This window comes from Bacillus kexueae (genome assembly GCF_022809095.1).
Classification (GTDB): domain Bacteria; phylum Bacillota; class Bacilli; order Bacillales; family Aeribacillaceae; genus Bacillus_BZ; species Bacillus_BZ kexueae.
Window position 1 is genome coordinate 60,536 of record NZ_JALAZE010000009.1, and the last position, 19,886, is coordinate 80,421.

Here is a 19,886-nt window from a genome sequence, read left to right on the forward strand (position 1 = left end):
TCAAAAAGAACAGTCCCCTTTTTAATTTTTTTACGATCCGTAATAAACAGGGGCTCCTGGTCCGATTGGAAGGCCAAGTAGCATCCAAATGAATAAGAGGATGGTCCAAGAGATGCTAAATGCAATAGAATAAGGAATCATCGTTGTAATAAGCGTACCGATTCCAATTTTTTCGTCGTATTTTTGCGCAAAGGCGATAATGACCGCAAAGTAAAGAAGTAATGGAGTCACCATGTTCGTTGATGAATCCGCGATGCGATAGGCAAGAGTCGTTAACTCTGGTGAATAGCCTAAATTCATCATAATCGGGACAAAAATCGGTGCTAAAATGGTCCACTTTGCAGAGGAGCTTCCAATAAATAAATTGATAATCATTGTAATGAAAATAAATGTAATGATTAATGGGATTCCATTAAAGCCTGTGCTTTGTAAAAATTCTGCCCCTTTAACCGCAATTACCATTCCTAAGTTCGTCTCTCTAAAGTAGGCGATAAATTGTCCGGCTGTAAAAGCTAAGGCGATATATCCTCCCATACTTGCCATCGATTTCCCAAGGAAATTCGTTAAGTCTCGGTCAGATTGAATCGTTTTTGTCACTTTTCCATAGATAAGTCCAGGGACAAAAAAGATAAGGGCGATGACAAGGACGAGTGAGTCAAAGAATGGTGACTCTAAAAGCTTTCCTTCTCCACGTAAAGGACCAAGCGCTAAATAAGTAAATAATAAGCCGATGAGAATAAAGCCAATTCCAGCATATTTTAATCCTTTTTGTTCTAATGCGGTTAACGACTGGAGCTCTTCTTTTGTTTCTCCCTTGTATGTCCCTAATCGTGGTTCAACAATTCGTTCCGTTACCCACGTCCCAACGATTGTAAGCATGAAAACAGAAGCAATCATGAAATAGTAATTCATAAAGTAATGAATGTTCTCAGCATAAAGAGGGTCGATGGTTGCGGCTGCTTCTTTCGTTAAATCACCTAAGATCGCATCTGTTGATGTGAGCAATAAATTTGCTCCGAATCCACCAGATACTCCCGCAAACGCCGCGGCCAAACCAGCGATAGGGTGCCGACCTAATCCCGCAAAAAGGACTGCACCGAGCGGAGGCAAAACAACATATCCAGCATTAATAGCCATACTAGACATGATCCCTGAAAAAACGAGTGCCCCTGTGATAAATCGCTTCGGAACTGAAAAAACAATGCGCTTTAATAAGGCAGCAACAAGTCCTGTTTGTTCAGCTAGACCAATTCCAAGCATCGTGACAAGTACGGCTCCAAGTGGCGCAAATCCGATAAAGTTTTGGACAGCGCTTGTAAACATATATTCAAGCCCTTCACCACTAAGTAAGTTTTTTACGGTGAGGAACTCTTCGCTATTTGTTGGATGGGAAACCGTAATATCTGAAAAAAGCCGTGACAATAAAACAACTAGTAATGCTAAAATTGCAAATAACGTTAACGGAGAGGGGAGTTTATTTCCGATAACTTCAATAAGGTCTAAAAGACGAAAAAGAAAATGTCGTGCATGACCACGTAGTCTTTGTTTAGTCTGTATCTCGGCCATAGCTTCCTCCTTTTGTTATTATTCCTATAAAATAAGTCGGATATGAATTTACCATGCACACCCATTGTTGTCAATTTATTTGATTTCCTCGGTCTAAATGGCCCATATATTATAAAAGTGAGTTTTCTGGTCAGACTATTTAAGAGATGGGAAATTAATAATAATGAGGTATGTTATGGAAAGTGTAAAAATAACAGGAAGGCAGCTGAGACTCCTAGTCATTTTATATGTTGTTGGAAGCTCTATCTTATTTGCCCCCGCTACATTAGCGACAGAGGCAAAGCAAGATGCATGGATTGCTTCTCTTTTGAGCATTGTCGTTGGCTTGTTAGTAGGTCTCATGTTTACAAAAATTTTTCATGCTTATCCCGGTTTATCGATTGTTCATATTACAGAAGAAGTTTTAGGGAAATGGGTAGGTAAAATTCTCGCTTCTTTGTTCTTTATATTCACGTATTTATTAGCCTCACTGGTCTTGCGAAACTTAGGTGAGTTTATGGCTACCGAGATTTTACCTGATACTCCGATTCAGTTTATTCACATGTTGATTTTACCTGTGGTCATTATGGGGGTCGTGTATGGGTTAAACGTGCTAGCTCAAGCTGCGGAAATCTTATCTATCATCTTTTTTATAATGTTTTTCTTTTTTATGATTTTTCTCATTCCACAAATTCAAACGGACAACTTATTACCGGTCTTTGATGGCGGGATCAAACCGATTATCCGTGCCTCCATTCCGTACATAGGTTTTCCATTTTTAGAACTAGTCATTTTTTTAATGATTTTTCCGCAAGTGAAAGAGGAGCAGAAGGTGCGAAGTGCTTTTTTGATAGGGGTAGCTGTAGGAGGTCTCATGATCTCACTCATTACGTTGCTTTCGATTCTCGTTCTCGGTGCGGACTTAACAGCGCGCCACAATTACCCAAGTTATATATTAGGTAAGAAAATTAGTGTAGGGAATTTTATTGAGCGTATTGAGGCAGTTGTAGCCATCATTTGGATGATTACAATCTTTTTCAAATTGTCCATTTTGTACTATGCATCGCTTGTAAGTTTAATGCAAATTTTTCAATTTAAAAGCTATCGTTTTCTCGCTTTGCCGTATGGGGTTATCATGATTGTTCTTGCGCTAGTCGTTTACCCTAATATTGCCTATATCTATTTATTCGTTTCGAGAATTTGGTTCTTCTATGCGGCTAGCTTCGGATTCGTTTTTCCTCTTATTTTGTGGATCGGAATTTTATGGAGAAAACGTTATCCAAAACAACCTCAAAATGGATAAAGGTCTGTTCATTTGTGATTACAATGGAACAGACCTTTTATTTATTCTAAAAAGCTATACAACCAATCGCTAATCGGTTTATAAATAAAGGTAATCACATCGAGTGGATTCGGTAGTTCGACCTGCAGCCCTTCTAAGATACTTAAAACGTAACCAATCAATAAAATAACTGAAAAGACGATGAGCTCCTTCCGTTGTTGGTTTCGTAGTAAGGAAGGGACTTCAATCCAAATGATGAGAGCAATGATAAGTGTAATTCCGATGATAGCCCACATCTAATACCTCCTATTTTTATTCTTCCGATTTTGGTAATTCCATTTCTTCCAGAAATGAATTTCCGACAGTACCTAAGCGTCGGATGCGAAAATCTGCATTTACATGAATGGGCATTGACGCGAAGGTTTCATCCCAATTCTTCTTTAATTTTTTCCACTCTTTTGGATGTTTACGATAAATGACATCTCCAAAGCCGAATATATCGGATTGAAAATCTTTTTGAGCTTTTTCAATGGCGAACTTAGCGAGTTCTTCCACTCGTTTGTTAGCGATTTTTTCGAGTTCTGTAATAGTTTCAGGCTTCGTTAAGTCCACTTGACAACTTACTTCCGCTATATTTGATTCCGCCCATATGTCTACATAAATCTCAGGCTTTCCATCTTTTACATGTCCTTTAACAGTGGACTTCGTTCGAATTTGTTCGGTTATGAGCTCGCCACCATTTGGACACGTTATTGGGCCGACGGTATTTTCCACTTTTCCTGTCACGTAATTGAGCCCTTTACTCTCATCTTTATCGAGCCAACCAATCAACTTGTCTCCTTTAAAAACAGCTAGATTTTCGTATTTTAATCGAGCATCTGGGACAATTTCTTGAACGTTTTCAGCATGCTCTCCCTTTTCTGCTTCTCCTTTAACGGTAATTGCTGTTAATACAGGTTCTTTACCGTCGGTGACTAAATCGTTAATTAATTCGTCTAAAAATACTCCACGCGTAGGTGCCCACGATTTCTCCGACATTTCTAAGGAAGAAAACATTTTATTGGCGGGCATTTTTTCTAGCTGTGTGAAAATACTCAAGACGTCTTCTGCTTTCGTATCCTTTGTCACAACGATAAAAAAATCTGTACGGAATTCATGATCACGAGAAAAGAAATCTAAAACATCTTTTAATCCGTCCTTCGCAACTTCTTCACCAATGACGAGCATCCGGATATGCGCGACATAAATTTTTCGAGGGCTAACCGTTGTCAGTTGGCGCATGGCTTCCATGATGGTGCCTGCTGTCGTTTGATAGGTAGATACGGGTGTGTAACCAACAGTACCCCCGCTACCTGTTTTTGAGGCGATTTCTGCCGGATTTACAATTTGCGTCGAGACTAAATAATTGCCGTCCTCTCCTTTATCAATCCCTATCGCAATCGCAATCGCTAAGTCATTGAGTTCCCGTCTACTCCAGCATCCTGTTAATACGGCTGTGATGATGACAAAAATCATCCCGAGTTTCAATAATTTGTTCAACCGTATCACCTCCTACTGTTGGGGTGGTTTTGGCTTTGGTGTTTTGTTTCGGATAAGGTCTCCCTGTGCAATCGAAGCTGGTCTTGTGTTTAAAGACCATAAGGGAAAACGGAACATTGCGTCTTTTTGATCGCTTGCGTTAAAAGGTGCAATTGGTGACATATAAGGAACCCCGAATGAACGGAGACTGCACAGATGCAAAACGATAGCAATTAAGCCGACAATAATGCCGAAAAGTCCAAACGAAGCTGCCAGTCCCATTAACCCGAAACGTAATATCCGAAAAGGAATACCGATGGAGAACGATGGAAAAATAAATCCGCAAATAGCAGTAATAGAAACAACGATAACCATGGCAGGGGAAACGAGGCTTGCGGCGACTGCAGCTTCTCCCAAAACGAGTGCCCCAACAATGGAAATAGCTGGACCAATTGCACGAGGCATTCGAATTCCTGCTTCACGTAAAATTTCAAAGGTCACTTCCATAATGAGCGCTTCAATAAATGCTGGGAAGGGGATGCCTTCTCGTTGGGCAGCAATGCTAATGAGCAACGTCGTTTGAAGCATTTCCTGATGGAAAGTCGTAATCGCTATATACAACGACGGAGCTAAAAGGGAAATAAACATGGATATATATCGTAGTAATCGTATAAGGCCAAAATCAGATCGATGGTAGTAATCTTCGGGTGATTGCAAAAATTGGACAAACAAGGTTGGGACAAGTAAAACATGTGGAGATCCATCCACAATAATGGCTACCCGACCTTCTAAAACACCAGAGGCTATTGTGTCTGGTCGTTCTGAATTAAAAATAGTTGGAAAGGGGGTGAACGTTTTGTCTTGGATGAGCTCTTCAATATACCCACTTTCTAAAATACTATCGATTTGAATATTGTCTAACCGAGAATGCACCTCTTGAACAACTGTTTCATCAGCAAGGTCTTTCATATAGACAATCGCAACGTCCGTTTTCGTACGCGTTCCAATTTTCTTTGCTTCAATCCATAGATTAGGGTCTTTAATTCTACGGCGAATGAGAGCTGTATTGACACGTAAAGTCTCTGTAAATCCTTCATGTGGACCTCTAATGACGGTTTGCGTTTGGGGTTCAGAAACATCGCGTCCTTCCCACGATTTCGTGTCCGTTACAATTCCTTCATTCTCACCGTCAAGTAAAATGACGGTATCTCCAGACAGTATGGAAGTAAAGAATGAATCGAAGTCCGATAACTTTTCGACACTTCCAACATTCAAAAACGTTTGTTGAAGCTGGTAAATGGGATTTTCATCTGATGATAAAATGCAATCGTTGTCCATTAGAGGAGAGATAATGAACTCATTAATAAGTGCTTCATCCGCTAAGCCATCTGTGAAGACTACGGCAACTTGTCGGTCTCGGTTTCTGCCTAACCGGAATTGGCGTATTGTAACGTCTGAACTGTTTCCTATAACTTGTCGTATCTCCTCAACATTTCTGACAAGGGAATGATATAACGGTTTCTTTTCAGTCTCTGTTTGCTGTTCACTCGCTTCATTAGCTGCTTTATCCTTTGGTTCTGAGAATAGAAGTTTTTTCTTCTTATTTAAATTCAATCTCGCTCCCTCCTCTCATACAGAATGGCATTTAATGTAGGTATTTCCTTTTTGGAAGTGAAATATGCAAAGGAACAGGCGAGGTTGTATAAGAAAGCGGCAAGAGGAAAAACTTAGATTAACAGCAAATTTGGGGGATTTTGTCATGCGTAATCGAGAGGCGGTAAATTCGACTCAATTTTTTGTTTCAGTTTGGTTATTTGTACGATCTTAGTTATTCCATCGATGCTCACGCTTCGTGCCAAGCAAGATGTCCATCATCGGAATTATAGCGGGCCTGCTTCTCGTATTTTTGTATGATTTCATCGGAATAACAAAACGCTTTGGCACTATTTGAGTAACCAAAGCGTTTTTTTTGTTGATTATAGGCTTGATGGTGCTTACAAACCATATTTGGTTAGTTGTCTTGATTCATCCATTCAGGCTTTCCAAACCCTTGAAATTCTTCATCAATGACTTGTTCAAATTCAGCTGATTCTACCGCTTCTCTAATATCTTGTACAAATCTTTCATTTAAGTGTTTCGTATTCACAACAACGCGATTGCGGTAATCGTCGGGCATGTTTTCAAGGGCAATTGCATCTAATAAATCCATATTGGCAGCAAGTGCATAGTTTCCTGGTACGGCAGCTAAATCGACGCTTTCAACGGAGCGAGGAAGTTGTCCCGCTTCAATTGGTTTAATCACGAGATTTTTTATGTTTTCTTCCACGTCCTTTTCAGAGACCGTTAACGGATTCGTATTCGGGTCAAGAGTAATTAACCCTTCTTCTTGTAGAATGAGTAATGCTCGAGCTAAGTTTGTAGGATCGTTTGGAATCGCGATTTCGCTTCCTTCTTCAATGGCATCAATTGATTCAAATGCTTGTGAATAAATCCCCATTGGAGCTGTAGGAACAATGATGACTTCCGATAAATCAAGATTATTTTCTTCTGCGAAAGTTTCCATATAAATTTTATGCTGGAATAAGTTTGCGTCTAAATCACCGTTTCCAAGCGCTAAATTCGGTTGGATGTAGTCGCTAAATTCAACCACTTTAACCGTGTATCCTTTCTCCTCTAATATAGGTTTGATTGCTTTTTGTACCATATCGCTATAAGGCCCTGATGTGGCACCAATCGTTAAGGATTTTTCTGAAGAACTAGAAGAAGTTGAGTTGTTACTGCAAGCTGCTAAAAAAATAATTGTAAGTATAAAGGTCAGTATCGTTAATGTTTTTTTCATTTTGTTTTCCTCCTATCGCTTATCAACAAGACGCGCTACTCTGTCTCCTGTAAGTTGAATAATTTGCACAAGACAAACTAGAATCACAATGGTTGTAATCATGACAGTGTTATCATACCGATAGTATCCGAACCGGATGGCTAAGTCGCCGATTCCTCCGCCACCAACTATCCCAGCCATTGCGGAGTACCCAACTAGGCTAATCATTGTAATCGTAATGCCATGAATAATGCCTGATCGTGCTTCAGGTAAGAGCACTTCCTTAATAATCATCCAAGGTGTTGCGCCGACGGCAATTGCCGCTTCGATGACACCTTTATCAATTTCTCGTAAGGATGACTCGACAATGCGAGCGAAGAATGGAATAGCTGCTACCGACAACGAAACGGATGCGGCAGTAGGACCAATCGTTGTCCCTGTAATGAGCTTAGTGAGAGGTAGTAAGCTAACGAGTAAAATGACAAATGGAATCGAACGAACTAAGTTCACCACAAAGCCAACGGTTGATTTGATCACTGTATTTTCTAAAAAGAGACCTCGGTCCGTCACGAATAATAAAATCCCTAAAGGTAAACCAGCCACCATCGCAATGAAAAGGGAGATGCCTACCATATAAAGCGTTTCAAGAAAAGCTTTTTGTAATTCTGGAAGTAAAGAAATAATGGATTCAAGCAGCATGTTTCACCACCTCCAAACGTTTAGATTGCTTCGTAATGTAATGGATGGCTCGTTCAATTTCACTTCGGTCTCCATCAAGTTCAAGAATGAAAATTCCAAGAGGCATGTCTTGAATATACTCCATCTTTCCATGAAGAATTTTTCCTTTTATACGAAATGTTTGGAGAATCTCAGTTATTAGGCTGTTTTTCGCTTGTTCCCCTGAAAGCTCCACTTTCACAATGGTTCCTTTATTGGATGCCCATAAGTGTTCGGGCAAATCAAACTGTAAGACACTATCAATAAAGGATTTTGTTACAGGTTGTTGAGGGTTTGTGAAAATATCGTATACATTGTTTTCTTCTACCACTTTGCCGTCCTGCATGACCGCAATTCGGTGGCAAATATCTTTTACAACGTCCATCTCATGTGTGATAAGCACAATCGTAATTCCAAGTTCTAGATTAATCTTTTTTAGTAACGATAAAATTTGCTTCGTTGTACTAGGGTCAAGTGCGCTAGTCGCTTCATCACATAAAAGGACAGATGGATCATTGGCAAGAGCCCTGGCGATGCCGACACGCTGTTTTTGTCCTCCACTTAATTGAGAAGGATACATATCTCGTTTATCGGAAAGACCGACCATTTCGAGTAACTCATCCACTCGTTTTGCGATTTCGTTTGCTGGTTTCTTGGCTGCTTTTAAAGCAAATGCGACATTTTCATAAACGGTTTTAGAGCTAACAAGATGAAAGTGTTGGAAGATCATCCCGATTTTTAATCGTGCTTTCCGTAGTTCCTTATCTCGTAATGCCGTTAAGTTAACTCCGTTGACAATGACTTCACCAGAAGTAGGGCGTTCTAAAAGATTCATACAACGGAGTAACGTGCTCTTTCCAGCTCCGCTATAGCCCACAATTCCGTAAATTTCACCTTGTCGAATCGTTAAAGATACATCGTGAACACCAATTACGGTGCGTTTTTTATTGTGGTATTCCTTTACTAAGTTGCGTATTTCAATCAAGTTTGTTCACCTTCCTGTAAAATAGCCTAAAAGAAAAAGCCTCTTTCATTCAGAAAGAGGCATCGGCAATCTATACACGACTTATCTTTCAGAATGAACAGTCATTCTGCAGGAATTGGCACCGTTCCCTTAGTAAGGAGGTTGCCGGACGTCATAGGGCCTGTCCCTCGGTCTCTCTCGATAAGTAACACTCGCTATTAAATTTAATATCAATCATAATAACATAAATTAGAGTTGTCAATAAACTTTTTATCTTCTAAAAATTTGTTAACGTTTACATTTATGTAAGTTGTAAAGCTTTCTTAAAGAAACCGTAAGTTGCCTACTTTTCACTAAAAGTTATGGTAAGATATTTTGTGTAAAAATGTGTTTTTATGTGTATAAAGTTGTGGTTGATAGAAGGAGTGCGCGAAATGCTAGTTAAACAGCGATATGATCGAATATTAGAAATATTAGACGATGTTCACTCGGTACGGGTTTCTGAATTAGTGGAAGAATTCGGTGTCTCAGTAGAAACGGTAAGACGAGATTTGGAGTATTTAGAGTCGATTGGAAAGTTAAAGAGAGTACATGGTGGGGCCATCTTAGAGATTGATAATTCAAAAGAGCAATCGTTTACGACGAGGGAGACATTGCATATTGAGAAGAAGCGGGAAATTGGTGAGATTGCAACGAGGTATGTAAAAGAAAACATGGTCATAGCCATGGATGTAAGTACGACCAATACGGAGTTTGCTAAAGCGTTAAAAAAGAAGATTCAAAGTTTAACAGTTATTACGAATTCGCTACCAATTGCGCTGGAATTATCGGAGATGCCAAATTATACAATTATATTATTGGGGGGGCAGATACGAAATTCTGAGCTTTGTGTAGTTGGTGAAATGGCAGAACGATTTTTAGATCCATTCCATATTGATCGGTTATTTTTAAGTATGAGTGGAATTTCCTTATATGAAGGATTAACGGACTACGGTGTTGGAGAATGGAATATTAAGAAGAAGATGTTAGCGAAGGCGAGTTCGTGCTATGTGCTAGCGGATTCTTCAAAATTTGATGCCGTTTCGATGCTAAAAGTTTGTACGTTCGATGAAATCGACGGTATTATTACGGACTCCTCGCTTTCAGAGAAAATCAAAAGAAAATATGAAGAAAAGCATATAACGATCATCAATAAATAGCTTCAGGTATTGAGTAAACCTCGGTTCGGGGTTCTCAATACCTTTTTTAATTGGGAAAGAGTGTGGGTTTTTGTGTAATCATATGGGTATTTTAACGAATTGTTAAAGCGTGCCTAATAATCACTTAACATTTGCGCCTTATGATAAAAATAACAAAACGTGAGGAGAATGAAGAATGGAAACGGTTATTGCAAGGCTATCAAAAACGATGAAAATATCCTCTATGCGAAAACAATCGGTTAATAGAGCGTGGATTTATGGGTGGTTATTTACATTACCTGCACTCATTCCGCTTATCGTGTTTTGGATTTATCCAATGATTGCTTCCTTTTATATTAGTTTCACCGATTGGGACTATATGTCTCCAACCTATGAATTTGTCGGCTTTGAAAACTACACAGATTTGTTTACTGACCCGAATTTCTATGGTGTTTTGTGGAATACTGCTTACTTTTCTTTTGGGACTGTGTTTCCAATCGTCTTTATCGGACTGGGGCTTGCAATTCTTTTAACTAACCAATTGAAGGGAATGTCATTTTATCGGACGGTCATCTTCTCCCCGTGGGTGACACCGACTGTTGCTGTATCCATTGTATGGTCTTGGATTTATGAACCAAATGTAGGTTTAGCCAATTGGGTTTTATCTTTAGTTGGATTGCCTTCGCTTGAATGGACGAGCAGCTCCACCTGGGCAATGCCAGCCATTATCCTCGTCACTATTTGGAAAGGTGTCGGGTACAGCATGATTTTTTACATGCATGCGTTAAAGAAAGTGCCGGAGCAATTATATGAAGCAGCTTCTGTAGATGGTGCTTCTAAATGGAAGAAGTTTTGGCATATTACACTACCACTTATTTCACCAACGACAATGTTCTTATTTATTATCTCAACTGTCGAAGCGTTGCAAGCATATGACCAAATTCAAGTGTTGACACAAGGTGGGCCAGCGGGTAGTACGCGAACATTGTTATACCTTTTTTATCAATCTGCTTTTGAGGAATTTAATATGGGATCGGCTACGGCTGTATCTATCATTATTTTAGTGATTACCGCTATCTTGGCTTATCTTCAATTCAACCTTTCAAAAAGATGGGTTCACTACTATTAAAGATTCATAGATTTGAAGGAGTATTGATATGAGGAAATTAATCCAGTTATCCGAAATGTCGTTTCGACATGTGGCACTTCTCTTCATTAGTATCATCATGTTTTTCCCGTTTTTTTGGATGATGACCAACTCTTTGAAAACGAATGAAGAAATCTGGTCGTTTCCCCCTATTTGGTGGCCGGAGTCCCCTAAATGGCATCATTTCATTGAAACTTGGACGATGGCCCCTTTTAGTCAATATATATGGAACAGTGTGTTTACTGCTGGATGTATCGTCATTTTACAAATCATCAATTCGGCGATGATGGCGTATGCGTTAACACAGTTTCGCTTTCCGGGAAAAAATCTTTTATTTGCCATTATTTTATCGAGCTATATGCTCCCGGTTGCGGCGACGTATGTTCCGAGTTATGTCACCCTTGCCAATTTACAATTACTCGATACATATACCGGTATCATTATTTCGAATGCGGCATCTGTATTTGGTATATTCTTACTTCGGCAAGCGTTCTTGCAGGTTCCGAAAGAAATGGTAGAGTCTGCGCGAATGGATGGCGCTTCACATTGGCAGATTCTATGGAAAGTTTATTTTCCATTAACTAAACCGAGTTTTTTAACATTAGCTCTCATTAGCTTTATTCAAATGTATAACAATTACTTGTGGCCATCACTCATTGTTAAAAGTGAAGAAAAGATGCTGATTACTCAAGGACTTCGTCAATTCTTTATTCAAGAAGGGGCTTATGGGGTCAATTGGCCATTAATTATGGCGGCAAGTACATTTACGGTTGTCCCACTCCTTTTACTCTTTCTCTTTATGCAAAAATGGTTTGTTTCGGCAATTAGCAGCGATCAAGGAGTAAAAGGTTAATCATTCAATCCAAATACTATCCAAGGAGGATAAAGTGTATGAATATGTTAAAAAAATCGATGATCTTTGTTGCACTATTCTTATTGGTAATGACTTCTGTCGTTGGTTGTTCTACAAACGAAACTTCTAGCTCAAAAGGAGACGGCAAGCCGATTGAAATTGAGTTTTGGTATGGCCTTGGTGGAAACTTAGGCGAAAATGTGGAACGCATCATTGAGGAATTCAATGCCAGTCAAGAAGACATTGTGGTTAAAGGGGTTGCACAAGGAAACTACGACGAAACATTTCAAAAGCTACAAGCAAGTATTGCAGCAAAACAAGTGCCAGCAGCTGTCTTATTAACAGATTCAACAGTCAATGCGTTAGGGAACAAGGGATTATTAGCATCATTAGATGAGTTCATAGCAAATGATGAAGACTTTAATGAAGAAGATGTACTAGCTTCTTTCTACAATCAAGGAAAGGTAAATGGCGAGCAGGTTGCTCTTCCTCTATATGGGACGACACAAGTGATGTATTACCGTAAAGATGTGTTTGAAGAGCTAGGGCTTTCAACTGATGATTTAAAGACGTTTGAAGCATTAGGGGAAGCATCGGAATTCATTAAAGAGAAAAAAGGTATTTATGGCTGGATGCCAATGTGGGGTTCGGCTAACTTAATTGATGCTGCTTTAAGCAATGGAGCACAATTTTTAAGTGAAGATGGGAAAACGGTTTTAATTGATTCACCTGAATGGGTGGAAGCGTGGGAATTCATTCACCGTGCAATTCACGTAGACGAGACAATGGCAATTAATCATGGTGGCGAAGGATGGGCTTATTGGTATCAAACGATTGACGACGTTCTGCAAGGTCGTGCAGCAGGGTATACAGGTTCATCAGGTGACCAAGGGGACTTAGATTTTACGAAAGTAGCTGCTCATCCTCAGCCTGGCTGGGAAGATCATGAAGCAGCTCCGATTGCAGAAGCAAAATTGGCTGCCATTCCAGCTTTAGCTTCTGAAGAAGAACAAAAGGCAGCCTTTGAGTTTATGACGTTTTTCATGAGTCCAGAAAAGACGGCAGATTGGTCAATGAACACGGGGTATATTGCTGTTCGTAAATCCGCAACAGAAGTTGAAGAGTTCAAAAGATTTGCCGAAGAAAATCCACAAATTCTCGTACCAATCAAGCAAGCAGAGACGGCATCCGCGCCTTTTATTGACCCAACAGGTGGGAAAATTTTAGATGCGCTAGCGAAGGCAGCGGATAAAGTGGAAATCGAAGGTATTCCTGCAAATGAAGCGTTAAAAGAAGCAAAAGAAGAAGCTCAGCGCGAATTAGACAAAGTGTTAAACTAACGAGGTGGAAATGGATGAAAACGACTGTACTTCAAAAAGTAAGGGGTGTCTTACAGTCACCCTTTACAGTTCAAACTTTTGATGTGAATGATACGTTTCGGTGGTTAAAAGTAGAATTCGAAAAGTCGGCTAAAGGTTGGTCGGAGCTATTACTTTTTGACCCAAATGGAGTCGTGAGAGCGCAAGCACTCGTTTTAACGGAAAAGGGAGAATTCATCATCTCAGATCAAGAAATCACATCAAGTTTTTCAACTGTTTCAGGTCCAATTCAAGCTGGTAGATGGCGTTTAGAAATATTTTCGCAAAAAGAGATTGAATTTCATTGTCGCCTCGAATTAGGGATGGATGACCTTGTACACGCCCACCCATTTGAAATAGATATTTTTACGACTTCGAATGAGAAACCTTCATTTGAATTAGATGGTTGGAATCCAGAACTCAAGGTTCAAACAGAGTCGAGATGGTATAAAGGAGATTTTCATACCCATACGAACCTATCTGATGGAAAATTAACGGTTGATGAAGGAATGGAATCTGCCCGAAATATGGGACTTGATTTCTTCGTTGCGACAGATCACAACATTTTGCCAACTAAGTGGATGAAAAGCGACATTCTTGTCATTCCAGGTATTGAGATAACATCTTCGAAAGGGCACTTTAACGCTCATGGAATTCGAAAGTGGGTAGATTGGCGTCCTTCTTGTGAAGATGGTGGCATGGAGACGGAGAAAGGGATGAATCGTATTTTAAAAGAAGTAAAACAAGCTGGAGGCGTTCGTTCCATCAATCATCCACAGTTGAAGCCTTGGGAATGGCAGTTTAAAGAAACGCTATTAAAAGAAATTGATGTCATAGAGATATGGAATGACCCGACGTTTAAAGACAATCCGAAAGCAACTGAGGAAGCGTTGGTGCTATGGGATACGCTTTTAAATGATGGCTATCGCATTGCAGGGATTGGTGGGTCAGACTCTCATATGCGGCCAACAGATTTATACCCAGGTGCTACCGTCCCATCATTAATTGGAGATCCGGCCACTTATGTATGGGCAGAAGGTCTATCTGGATCCTCCATTCTCGAAGGCATTAAACGTGGTCATGTGTATGTAACTCGATTTATCGACTTGAAAGTGGACGTTAGGTCGAATGATTCCCTTATACTGCTAGGTTCTGAAGTCGAGGGAGATGTCGTGGTAGACTATACACTTAAAATGGAAAAAACAACTGAGGAATGCGAAGTCATTTGGATTCAAAATGGAGAAGTTATTCAGAAGGGTTTAATTCTACCTAATTCACCATATAACTTCCGCGCTAGTTTTGAAGATTCAGAGTTCCAATGGATCCGATTTGAACTAAGACGAAAAGACGGCGAATTACTAGCATTCTCAAACCCCATTTATAAAGGTTGTAAAACACCAACTCTTACAACATGGGGAGAACTTTTAGCAAAGTCAGGAGTAGAAGTCATTGAAGATTAAAGGGATTTTATTCGATAAGGATGGAACAATATTAAATTTTCATGGCCTTTGGTCAGAAGTTCTAAATGAACTAGTGAAGAGCATATGCAAACACTATCAAGTAGACAAGGTAAAGGAGCTTTCATCTTCGCTACTAACAAGCATAGATGTGACAGAAACAAGCATTATTCCAAATGGAATTTTTGCTTCCGGTACAAATGAGGACATTATGGAAGCATTTCTCCGAGTAATGAATCAAAGCGGAGTGAAGGTAGATGAAGACTCATTTAAACCATTTGTTAAAGAAGAAATGAATCGACTCGTTCATGAGCGTAAGCATTTAATTACACCGACTGCCCCTTTAGTCCCGTTATTTTCTACTTTGAAAGAAAAAGGGATTAAGCTTGGAATTTCAACAGCGGATGACTATGAAATTACGATGGTTTGTCTTGAGGCGCTTAATGTAAAAGATTACTTTGATTTTATCGGAACGAGTGATCAATATCATAAGAAACCAAACCCACACATGTTCCAAGCTTTTTGTGAAAAATTCTCGTTAAAAGCTGAGGAGGTAGCAGTCGTAGGAGATACAACAACGGACATGCAATTTGGTTTAAATGCTAACGCTGGCCTTCGCATCGGTGTCCTTTCTGGAACGAGTAACGTCGAAAACATTGAAAAGGAAAGCGACTTCTTAATCGATCACATTGGAAAATTAACCGACGTATTGAAATAATATAGAATAAAAGCATCGCTGTCATGAGCGATGCTTTTATTATCATGTCTGAAGTGAGTGGAAAAGGTTCAATGATGTGGACGGCATAGATAACGGCGGAACTGATGGATAATTGGGCAGAAGTGATGAATAAATCGCTGGAAGTGATGAATAAAAAGCTGGAAGTGATGAATAAAAAGCCGGAAGTGATGAATAAATCGTCAGAAGTGATGAATAAAAAGCCGGAACTGATGAATAAATCGTCAGAAGTGATGAATAAAAAGCCGGAACCGATGAATAAACTCCCCCGAACTGATGAATAGAAGCTCTATCCTTAACTAAAAAACTATACAAAGTACTGGTTGACATAAGGAGGCGTATACGATGGCGTGGTTGTTATTAAGTATTACCATTTTATTGGAAGTGGCGGGCACCATTAGCATGAAGCTTTCAGAAGGCTTAACAAGGCTAGTCCCTTCAATGGGGATTTTTATTTTTTACGGTAGTTGCTTTGCAATTTTTGCGCTAGTTGTGAAGAAAATTGAGTTAAGTGTTGCGTATGCAATTTGGTCAGGGGTAGGGACAATGCTTGTTTTCGTCGTTGGCGTATTGATTTTTAAAGAATCGTTTTCATGGATGAAGCTTGTATCAGTAATTCTCATCATTATGGGGGTCATTGGATTAAAGTATTCTTCAGCGAAAGAAGAGCCGGCGAAGGTAGAAGCTGTACAACAAGTAAACATTAAGGCAGAATGAAGGTAATGAATGGTCTAAGGGGTGGTGTTAGCGAATGAAGATTCACGGCAAGGGAGAAAAAGAGTGGCATACAGAATATCCAATTCTAAAAAACATGATGGATACGAAAGAAGTTTGTTGGATTAATCCCCACTATGCATCGTTTGAAGAAGCGATTCAATCGAAGGACCTAACTAAAGAAGATGTGAAAGAAGCTTCGGAAAGGCTTGTGCGCTTTGCGCCATATTTGGCGAAGGTGTTTCCGGAGACCGCCAAACAAGGGGGAATCATTGAATCTCCCCTCGTTTCAATAAAAGGGATGAAAGAAGAATTAGAAAAGACTTATAACGTTAGTATTGAGGGTGAATTCTTGCTGAAATGCGATAGTCATTTAGCTGTCTCAGGTTCAATAAAAGCACGTGGAGGAATTTACGAAGTATTGAAGCACGCTGAAGACATCGCTGTAAAGCATGGTTTTCTTACATATGAAGATGACTATTCCATTTTGGCGGAAGATCGGTTTAAACAGTTGTTTTCTCGCTACTCAATTGCGGTAGGATCGACAGGGAATTTGGGGCTTAGTATCGGTATCATGAGTGCACAGCTTGGCTTTAATGTATATGTTCATATGTCGCAAGATGCAAAAGAATGGAAGAAAAACTTGCTACGACAAAAAGGTGTCAACGTCATTGAATATGCATCGGACTATAGCTTTGCGGTGGAAGAAGGAAGGAAGCAGGCTGAACGTGATCCAAATATGTATTTTGTTGATGATGAAAATTCCAAGGATTTGTTCTTCGGGTATGCTGTAGCAGCTGAGCGATTAAAAAAGCAGTTGGATGAAAAAGGAATCGTTGTTAGTAAGGAAAGCCCTTTGTTTGTATACCTTCCGTGTGGAGTTGGAGGAGGTCCCGGTGGTGTAGCATTTGGCCTTAAGCTTATCTTCGAAGATAATGTTCACTGCTTTTTTGCTGAACCGACTGAGTCTCCGTGTATGCTCCTTGGTATGATGACAGGCCTTCATGAAAAAGTGTCTGTATTTGATTTCGGCATTCATAATCAAACCGATGCCGATGGCTTGGCTGTTCCTAGACCTTCAGGATTTGTTGGTCGTACCATGGAAAAGTTGCTAAGTGGCATTTATACGGTTAAAGATCAGGTCCTTTATCGTCTGTTAAAGCAATTAGCCGATACGGAGGGAATTTATTTAGAGCCATCTGCTCTAGCGGGTGTATACGGTCCTGTTACAATACGTCAATCTAAAAGCGGAGAGGCGTACTTCGCGCAACATCTAACAAAACAGGCAACGCATATTGCGTGGGCTACAGGAGGAAGTATGGTCCCGAAGGAAATAATGAATGAGTATTATCGAAAAGGAGAAGAGGGTTAACCTCATCTCCCTTATTCATAGTGGCGCGCGTAATTGCCTTTTTCAAAGATATCTTTCGCTTCGATTGAGGTCCATTCCACTGGACTTAAATGGGGGTGTTCTTCAATAAAAGATTTCACCATTTTATATCCTTCACCATATCCGTAGTAAGGTGGTAGATTACCTCCACCGTTTAATACCTCGAGTGAACGATTTAAATCCATTTTATGTAGATCGTCTTTTACTTCATCCCAGTATTGTTGATGATAAGCATTTTCTATGTGAAAGAACTCAATCTCTGGATAAACAGTTCTCTCAAACATTACCGCTTTGCCTTCAAACACAAGATTTTCGAGCACTGAATAATATTTATTAGGCTGATAATATTTAGCTGTCCAATAACTATGATGGTATTCGTGAGCAACACCAGCTTTTACTAACTCTTCTGTTATATACTGGTTGTATGGAATGATTATTTTTCCAGCTCCTAAATTCACCATTCGAGGAGTACCGGGAGTTGGAAAGACGCAAACAGTGGTTTCAATTTCATAGGGCAAAATGGTGGAAGACTTGATTAAGGAGTCTTTAATTGCTTCAATGATCGATTCATTTTCTAATTGTTCAATGTATATTTTAATTTCGGTAAAGCGGTCGGGTGCCTCTTCTAAATAATCCTTTCCCATGAATGGATATTCTGCGTCTTTAAAACAAGCATCATAGATTGGATCGATAACAGTCTCTTTATAAACATCTATAAGGGGTTTATCTGGATTTTTTTCAACTTCACTTATGTAGTCATCGAAAAGTTGATAAGCTTTAATGATCTGGAAGGGTTGGCCTGTTTCAGGATGTTGAAAGGAATAAGTAAGGTCTTGAAGTGTCCGGTCAGAAGAATGCGAACATCCGATGATAGTCAAACATAACAGTGTGAATAAAATATATACTCTCTTCATTGCTTTCTCTCCTCTCCATTCTGCTCCTTTTAATCTTATTTTATTGGTTTATTTTACCATATTTATTAAGGGTATGAACTTTCACTTCCTTCATTTATTCACTTGCAAAACTTTGTTAAAATAGCGGAAGAATACCTCGGAAGAAAAGAGTGTGAAGGATGAAGCATGTAGTTATTGTAGGAGCGGGGATTTTAGGCGCATCAACGGCCTATTTATTAAGTCGAAAAGGACAGAAAGTGACAATTATCGATCGAAAAGATCCGGGACAAGCAACGGATGCAGCCGCTGGAATTGTATGCCCATGGTTGTCACAAAGACGAAATAAAGCATGGTATCGTTTAGTGAAGGGAGGAGCACGCTTTTATCCGACATTAATTGAACAATTAAAAGAAGATGGAGAAGAAGAAACAGGGTATAAGCGTGTGGGGGCCCTCGCTTTACATAATGATGAACAAAAGCGAGAGAAAATGCTAGACCGTGTATTGAAAAGGAAAGAAGATGCTCCTGAAATTGGAGAAGTGACTTTAAAATCAGCGGAAGAGACGCATAAGTCGTTTCCTCCATTATCAGAAGAGTTCTTTTCTATTCATGTAAGCGGAGCGGCGCGGGTCAATGGTCGTGCCCTTCGAGATTCTTTAATTCGCGCAGCTAAAAAACGTGGAGCAACCTTTATTCAAGGCGATGCGAAACTGTTAAAGGAAGACTACGGGAATGTATGTGTAAAAGTTGGCGAAGAACGAATTGAAGGTGATCACGTCATTATCACAGCTGGTGCATGGGCAAAAGAATTGTTTGAACCACTCCAATTAGACTTCCTTGTATCTCCGCAAAAAGCGCAAATTGTCCATTTGCATGTACAGGAGGAAGATACGAGTGAGTGGCCCGTTGTCATGCCACCTAATAATCAGTACATGTTAGCGTTTGAAGACGGGAAGATTGTAGTAGGAGCAACCCATGAAGATGATGTAGGGTTTGACTTGCGTGTCACAGCTGGTGGTCTTGAAGAAGTCATTACAAAAGCGCTGGCCGTTGCCCCTAAATTGGCTGAAAGTACGGTCGAAGAAACTCGAGTTGGCTTCCGCCCATTTACCCCTGGATTTTTGCCGGTGTTCGGTTATGTTCCAACATTGAGAAACTGTCTTGTCGCAAATGGGATGGGAGCATCTGGGTTAACAGCGGGGCCATACGTTGGATTGCAGCTTGCGAAAATGGTTTTAGGGGAAGAAACGGATCTTGATCCGAATGATTATGACGTAGCACAGGCATTTAAAAGTATAGAATAACAGTCAAGAGTG

Annotated in this window: 19 protein-coding genes and 1 riboswitch; of the genes, 11 read left to right on the forward strand and 8 right to left on the reverse strand. The window is 39.9% G+C overall.

What is annotated here, in order from left to right:
- Nucleotides 1-30: 30 nt before the first annotated feature.
- A complete protein-coding gene (locus tag ML543_RS13930) occupies nt 31-1,566 on the reverse strand; it encodes an AbgT family transporter (protein WP_243388035.1) in 1,536 nt (511 codons plus the stop codon).
- A gap of 175 nt (nt 1,567-1,741) precedes the next feature.
- Here ML543_RS13930 and ML543_RS13935 point away from each other — a divergent pair, with 175 nt between their 5' ends.
- Nucleotides 1,742-2,848, forward strand: coding sequence for a GerAB/ArcD/ProY family transporter (locus ML543_RS13935; RefSeq protein ID WP_243388036.1), 1,107 nt, complete (start codon nt 1,742-1,744; stop codon nt 2,846-2,848).
- A gap of 41 nt (nt 2,849-2,889) precedes the next feature.
- Here ML543_RS13935 and ML543_RS13940 read toward each other — a convergent pair whose 3' ends face one another.
- The 6 genes from ML543_RS13940 to ML543_RS13965 form a co-directional block, all read right to left on the reverse strand.
- Nucleotides 2,890-3,123: a hypothetical protein gene (locus ML543_RS13940; protein ID WP_243388037.1), complete on the reverse strand. Its 234-nt coding sequence runs from the start codon at nt 3,121-3,123 to the stop codon at nt 2,890-2,892.
- Nucleotides 3,124-3,139: 16 nt separating this feature from the next.
- Nucleotides 3,140-4,366: a Ger(x)C family spore germination protein gene (locus ML543_RS13945; RefSeq protein ID WP_243388038.1), complete on the reverse strand. Its 1,227-nt coding sequence runs from the start codon at nt 4,364-4,366 to the stop codon at nt 3,140-3,142.
- A 12-nt stretch (nt 4,367-4,378) separates the two neighbouring features.
- Nucleotides 4,379-5,959, reverse strand: coding sequence for a spore germination protein (locus ML543_RS13950; protein WP_243388039.1), 1,581 nt, complete (start codon nt 5,957-5,959; stop codon nt 4,379-4,381).
- Between the two features lie 397 nt (nt 5,960-6,356).
- The gene (locus ML543_RS13955; protein WP_243388040.1) at nt 6,357-7,184 is read right to left on the reverse strand and encodes a MetQ/NlpA family ABC transporter substrate-binding protein; all 828 of its coding nucleotides are present in this window, start codon (nt 7,182-7,184) and stop codon (nt 6,357-6,359) included.
- A gap of 12 nt (nt 7,185-7,196) precedes the next feature.
- Complete coding sequence (locus ML543_RS13960; protein WP_243388041.1) at nt 7,197-7,862, reverse strand: methionine ABC transporter permease; 666 nt, start codon at nt 7,860-7,862, stop codon at nt 7,197-7,199.
- Entirely contained in the window at nt 7,852-8,865 is a 1,014-nt protein-coding gene (locus tag ML543_RS13965; protein ID WP_243388042.1) for a methionine ABC transporter ATP-binding protein, read from the reverse strand. Before ML543_RS13965 ends, ML543_RS13960 begins: the two co-directional genes overlap by 11 nt.
- Nucleotides 8,866-8,943: 78 nt before the next feature.
- A riboswitch (SAM riboswitch) is annotated at nt 8,944-9,052 on the reverse strand.
- Nucleotides 9,053-9,278: 226 nt separating this feature from the next.
- Between ML543_RS13965 and ML543_RS13970 the strand changes: the two genes are divergently transcribed.
- From ML543_RS13970 to ML543_RS14010, 9 genes are all read left to right on the forward strand, one after another.
- Nucleotides 9,279-10,043, forward strand: coding sequence for a DeoR/GlpR family DNA-binding transcription regulator (locus ML543_RS13970; RefSeq protein WP_243388043.1), 765 nt, complete (start codon nt 9,279-9,281; stop codon nt 10,041-10,043).
- 223 nt (nt 10,044-10,266) lie between these two features.
- Nucleotides 10,267-11,151 (forward strand): carbohydrate ABC transporter permease, encoded by an 885-nt coding sequence (locus ML543_RS13975; protein ID WP_243388107.1) that lies wholly within the window; start codon nt 10,267-10,269, stop codon nt 11,149-11,151.
- Between the two features lie 28 nt (nt 11,152-11,179).
- Complete coding sequence (locus ML543_RS13980) at nt 11,180-12,022, forward strand: carbohydrate ABC transporter permease (protein ID WP_243388044.1); 843 nt, start codon at nt 11,180-11,182, stop codon at nt 12,020-12,022.
- Nucleotides 12,023-12,060: 38 nt separating this feature from the next.
- Nucleotides 12,061-13,362 (forward strand): ABC transporter substrate-binding protein, encoded by a 1,302-nt coding sequence (locus ML543_RS13985; protein WP_243388045.1) that lies wholly within the window; start codon nt 12,061-12,063, stop codon nt 13,360-13,362.
- A gap of 14 nt (nt 13,363-13,376) precedes the next feature.
- Nucleotides 13,377-14,840, forward strand: a complete 1,464-nt coding sequence (locus ML543_RS13990; RefSeq protein WP_243388046.1) for a CehA/McbA family metallohydrolase — start codon at nt 13,377-13,379, stop codon at nt 14,838-14,840.
- Nucleotides 14,830-15,555, forward strand: a complete 726-nt coding sequence (locus ML543_RS13995; RefSeq protein WP_243388047.1) for an HAD family hydrolase — start codon at nt 14,830-14,832, stop codon at nt 15,553-15,555. The genes ML543_RS13990 and ML543_RS13995 overlap by 11 nt, the downstream gene beginning before the upstream one ends.
- A 104-nt stretch (nt 15,556-15,659) precedes the next feature.
- On the forward strand, nt 15,660-15,857 hold the full coding sequence (locus ML543_RS14000; RefSeq protein WP_243388048.1) for a hypothetical protein: 198 nt from the start codon (nt 15,660-15,662) through the stop codon (nt 15,855-15,857).
- A gap of 61 nt (nt 15,858-15,918) precedes the next feature.
- On the forward strand, nt 15,919-16,290 hold the full coding sequence (locus tag ML543_RS14005) for a DMT family transporter (RefSeq protein ID WP_243388049.1): 372 nt from the start codon (nt 15,919-15,921) through the stop codon (nt 16,288-16,290).
- A 34-nt stretch (nt 16,291-16,324) separates the two neighbouring features.
- Nucleotides 16,325-17,659 carry a D-serine ammonia-lyase gene (locus ML543_RS14010; protein ID WP_243388050.1) on the forward strand — a complete coding sequence of 445 codons (1,335 nt, stop codon included), beginning with the start codon at nt 16,325-16,327 and terminating at the stop codon, nt 17,657-17,659.
- 11 nt (nt 17,660-17,670) lie between these two features.
- On the opposite strand, the gene ML543_RS14015 is transcribed toward ML543_RS14010, so the two are convergent.
- Complete coding sequence (locus ML543_RS14015; RefSeq protein ID WP_243388051.1) at nt 17,671-18,591, reverse strand: DUF2268 domain-containing putative Zn-dependent protease; 921 nt, start codon at nt 18,589-18,591, stop codon at nt 17,671-17,673.
- Nucleotides 18,592-18,749: 158 nt separating this feature from the next.
- Between ML543_RS14015 and ML543_RS14020 the strand changes: the two genes are divergently transcribed.
- Nucleotides 18,750-19,874 carry an NAD(P)/FAD-dependent oxidoreductase gene (locus ML543_RS14020; protein WP_243388052.1) on the forward strand — a complete coding sequence of 375 codons (1,125 nt, stop codon included), beginning with the start codon at nt 18,750-18,752 and terminating at the stop codon, nt 19,872-19,874.
- Nucleotides 19,875-19,886: the final 12 nt, after the last annotated feature.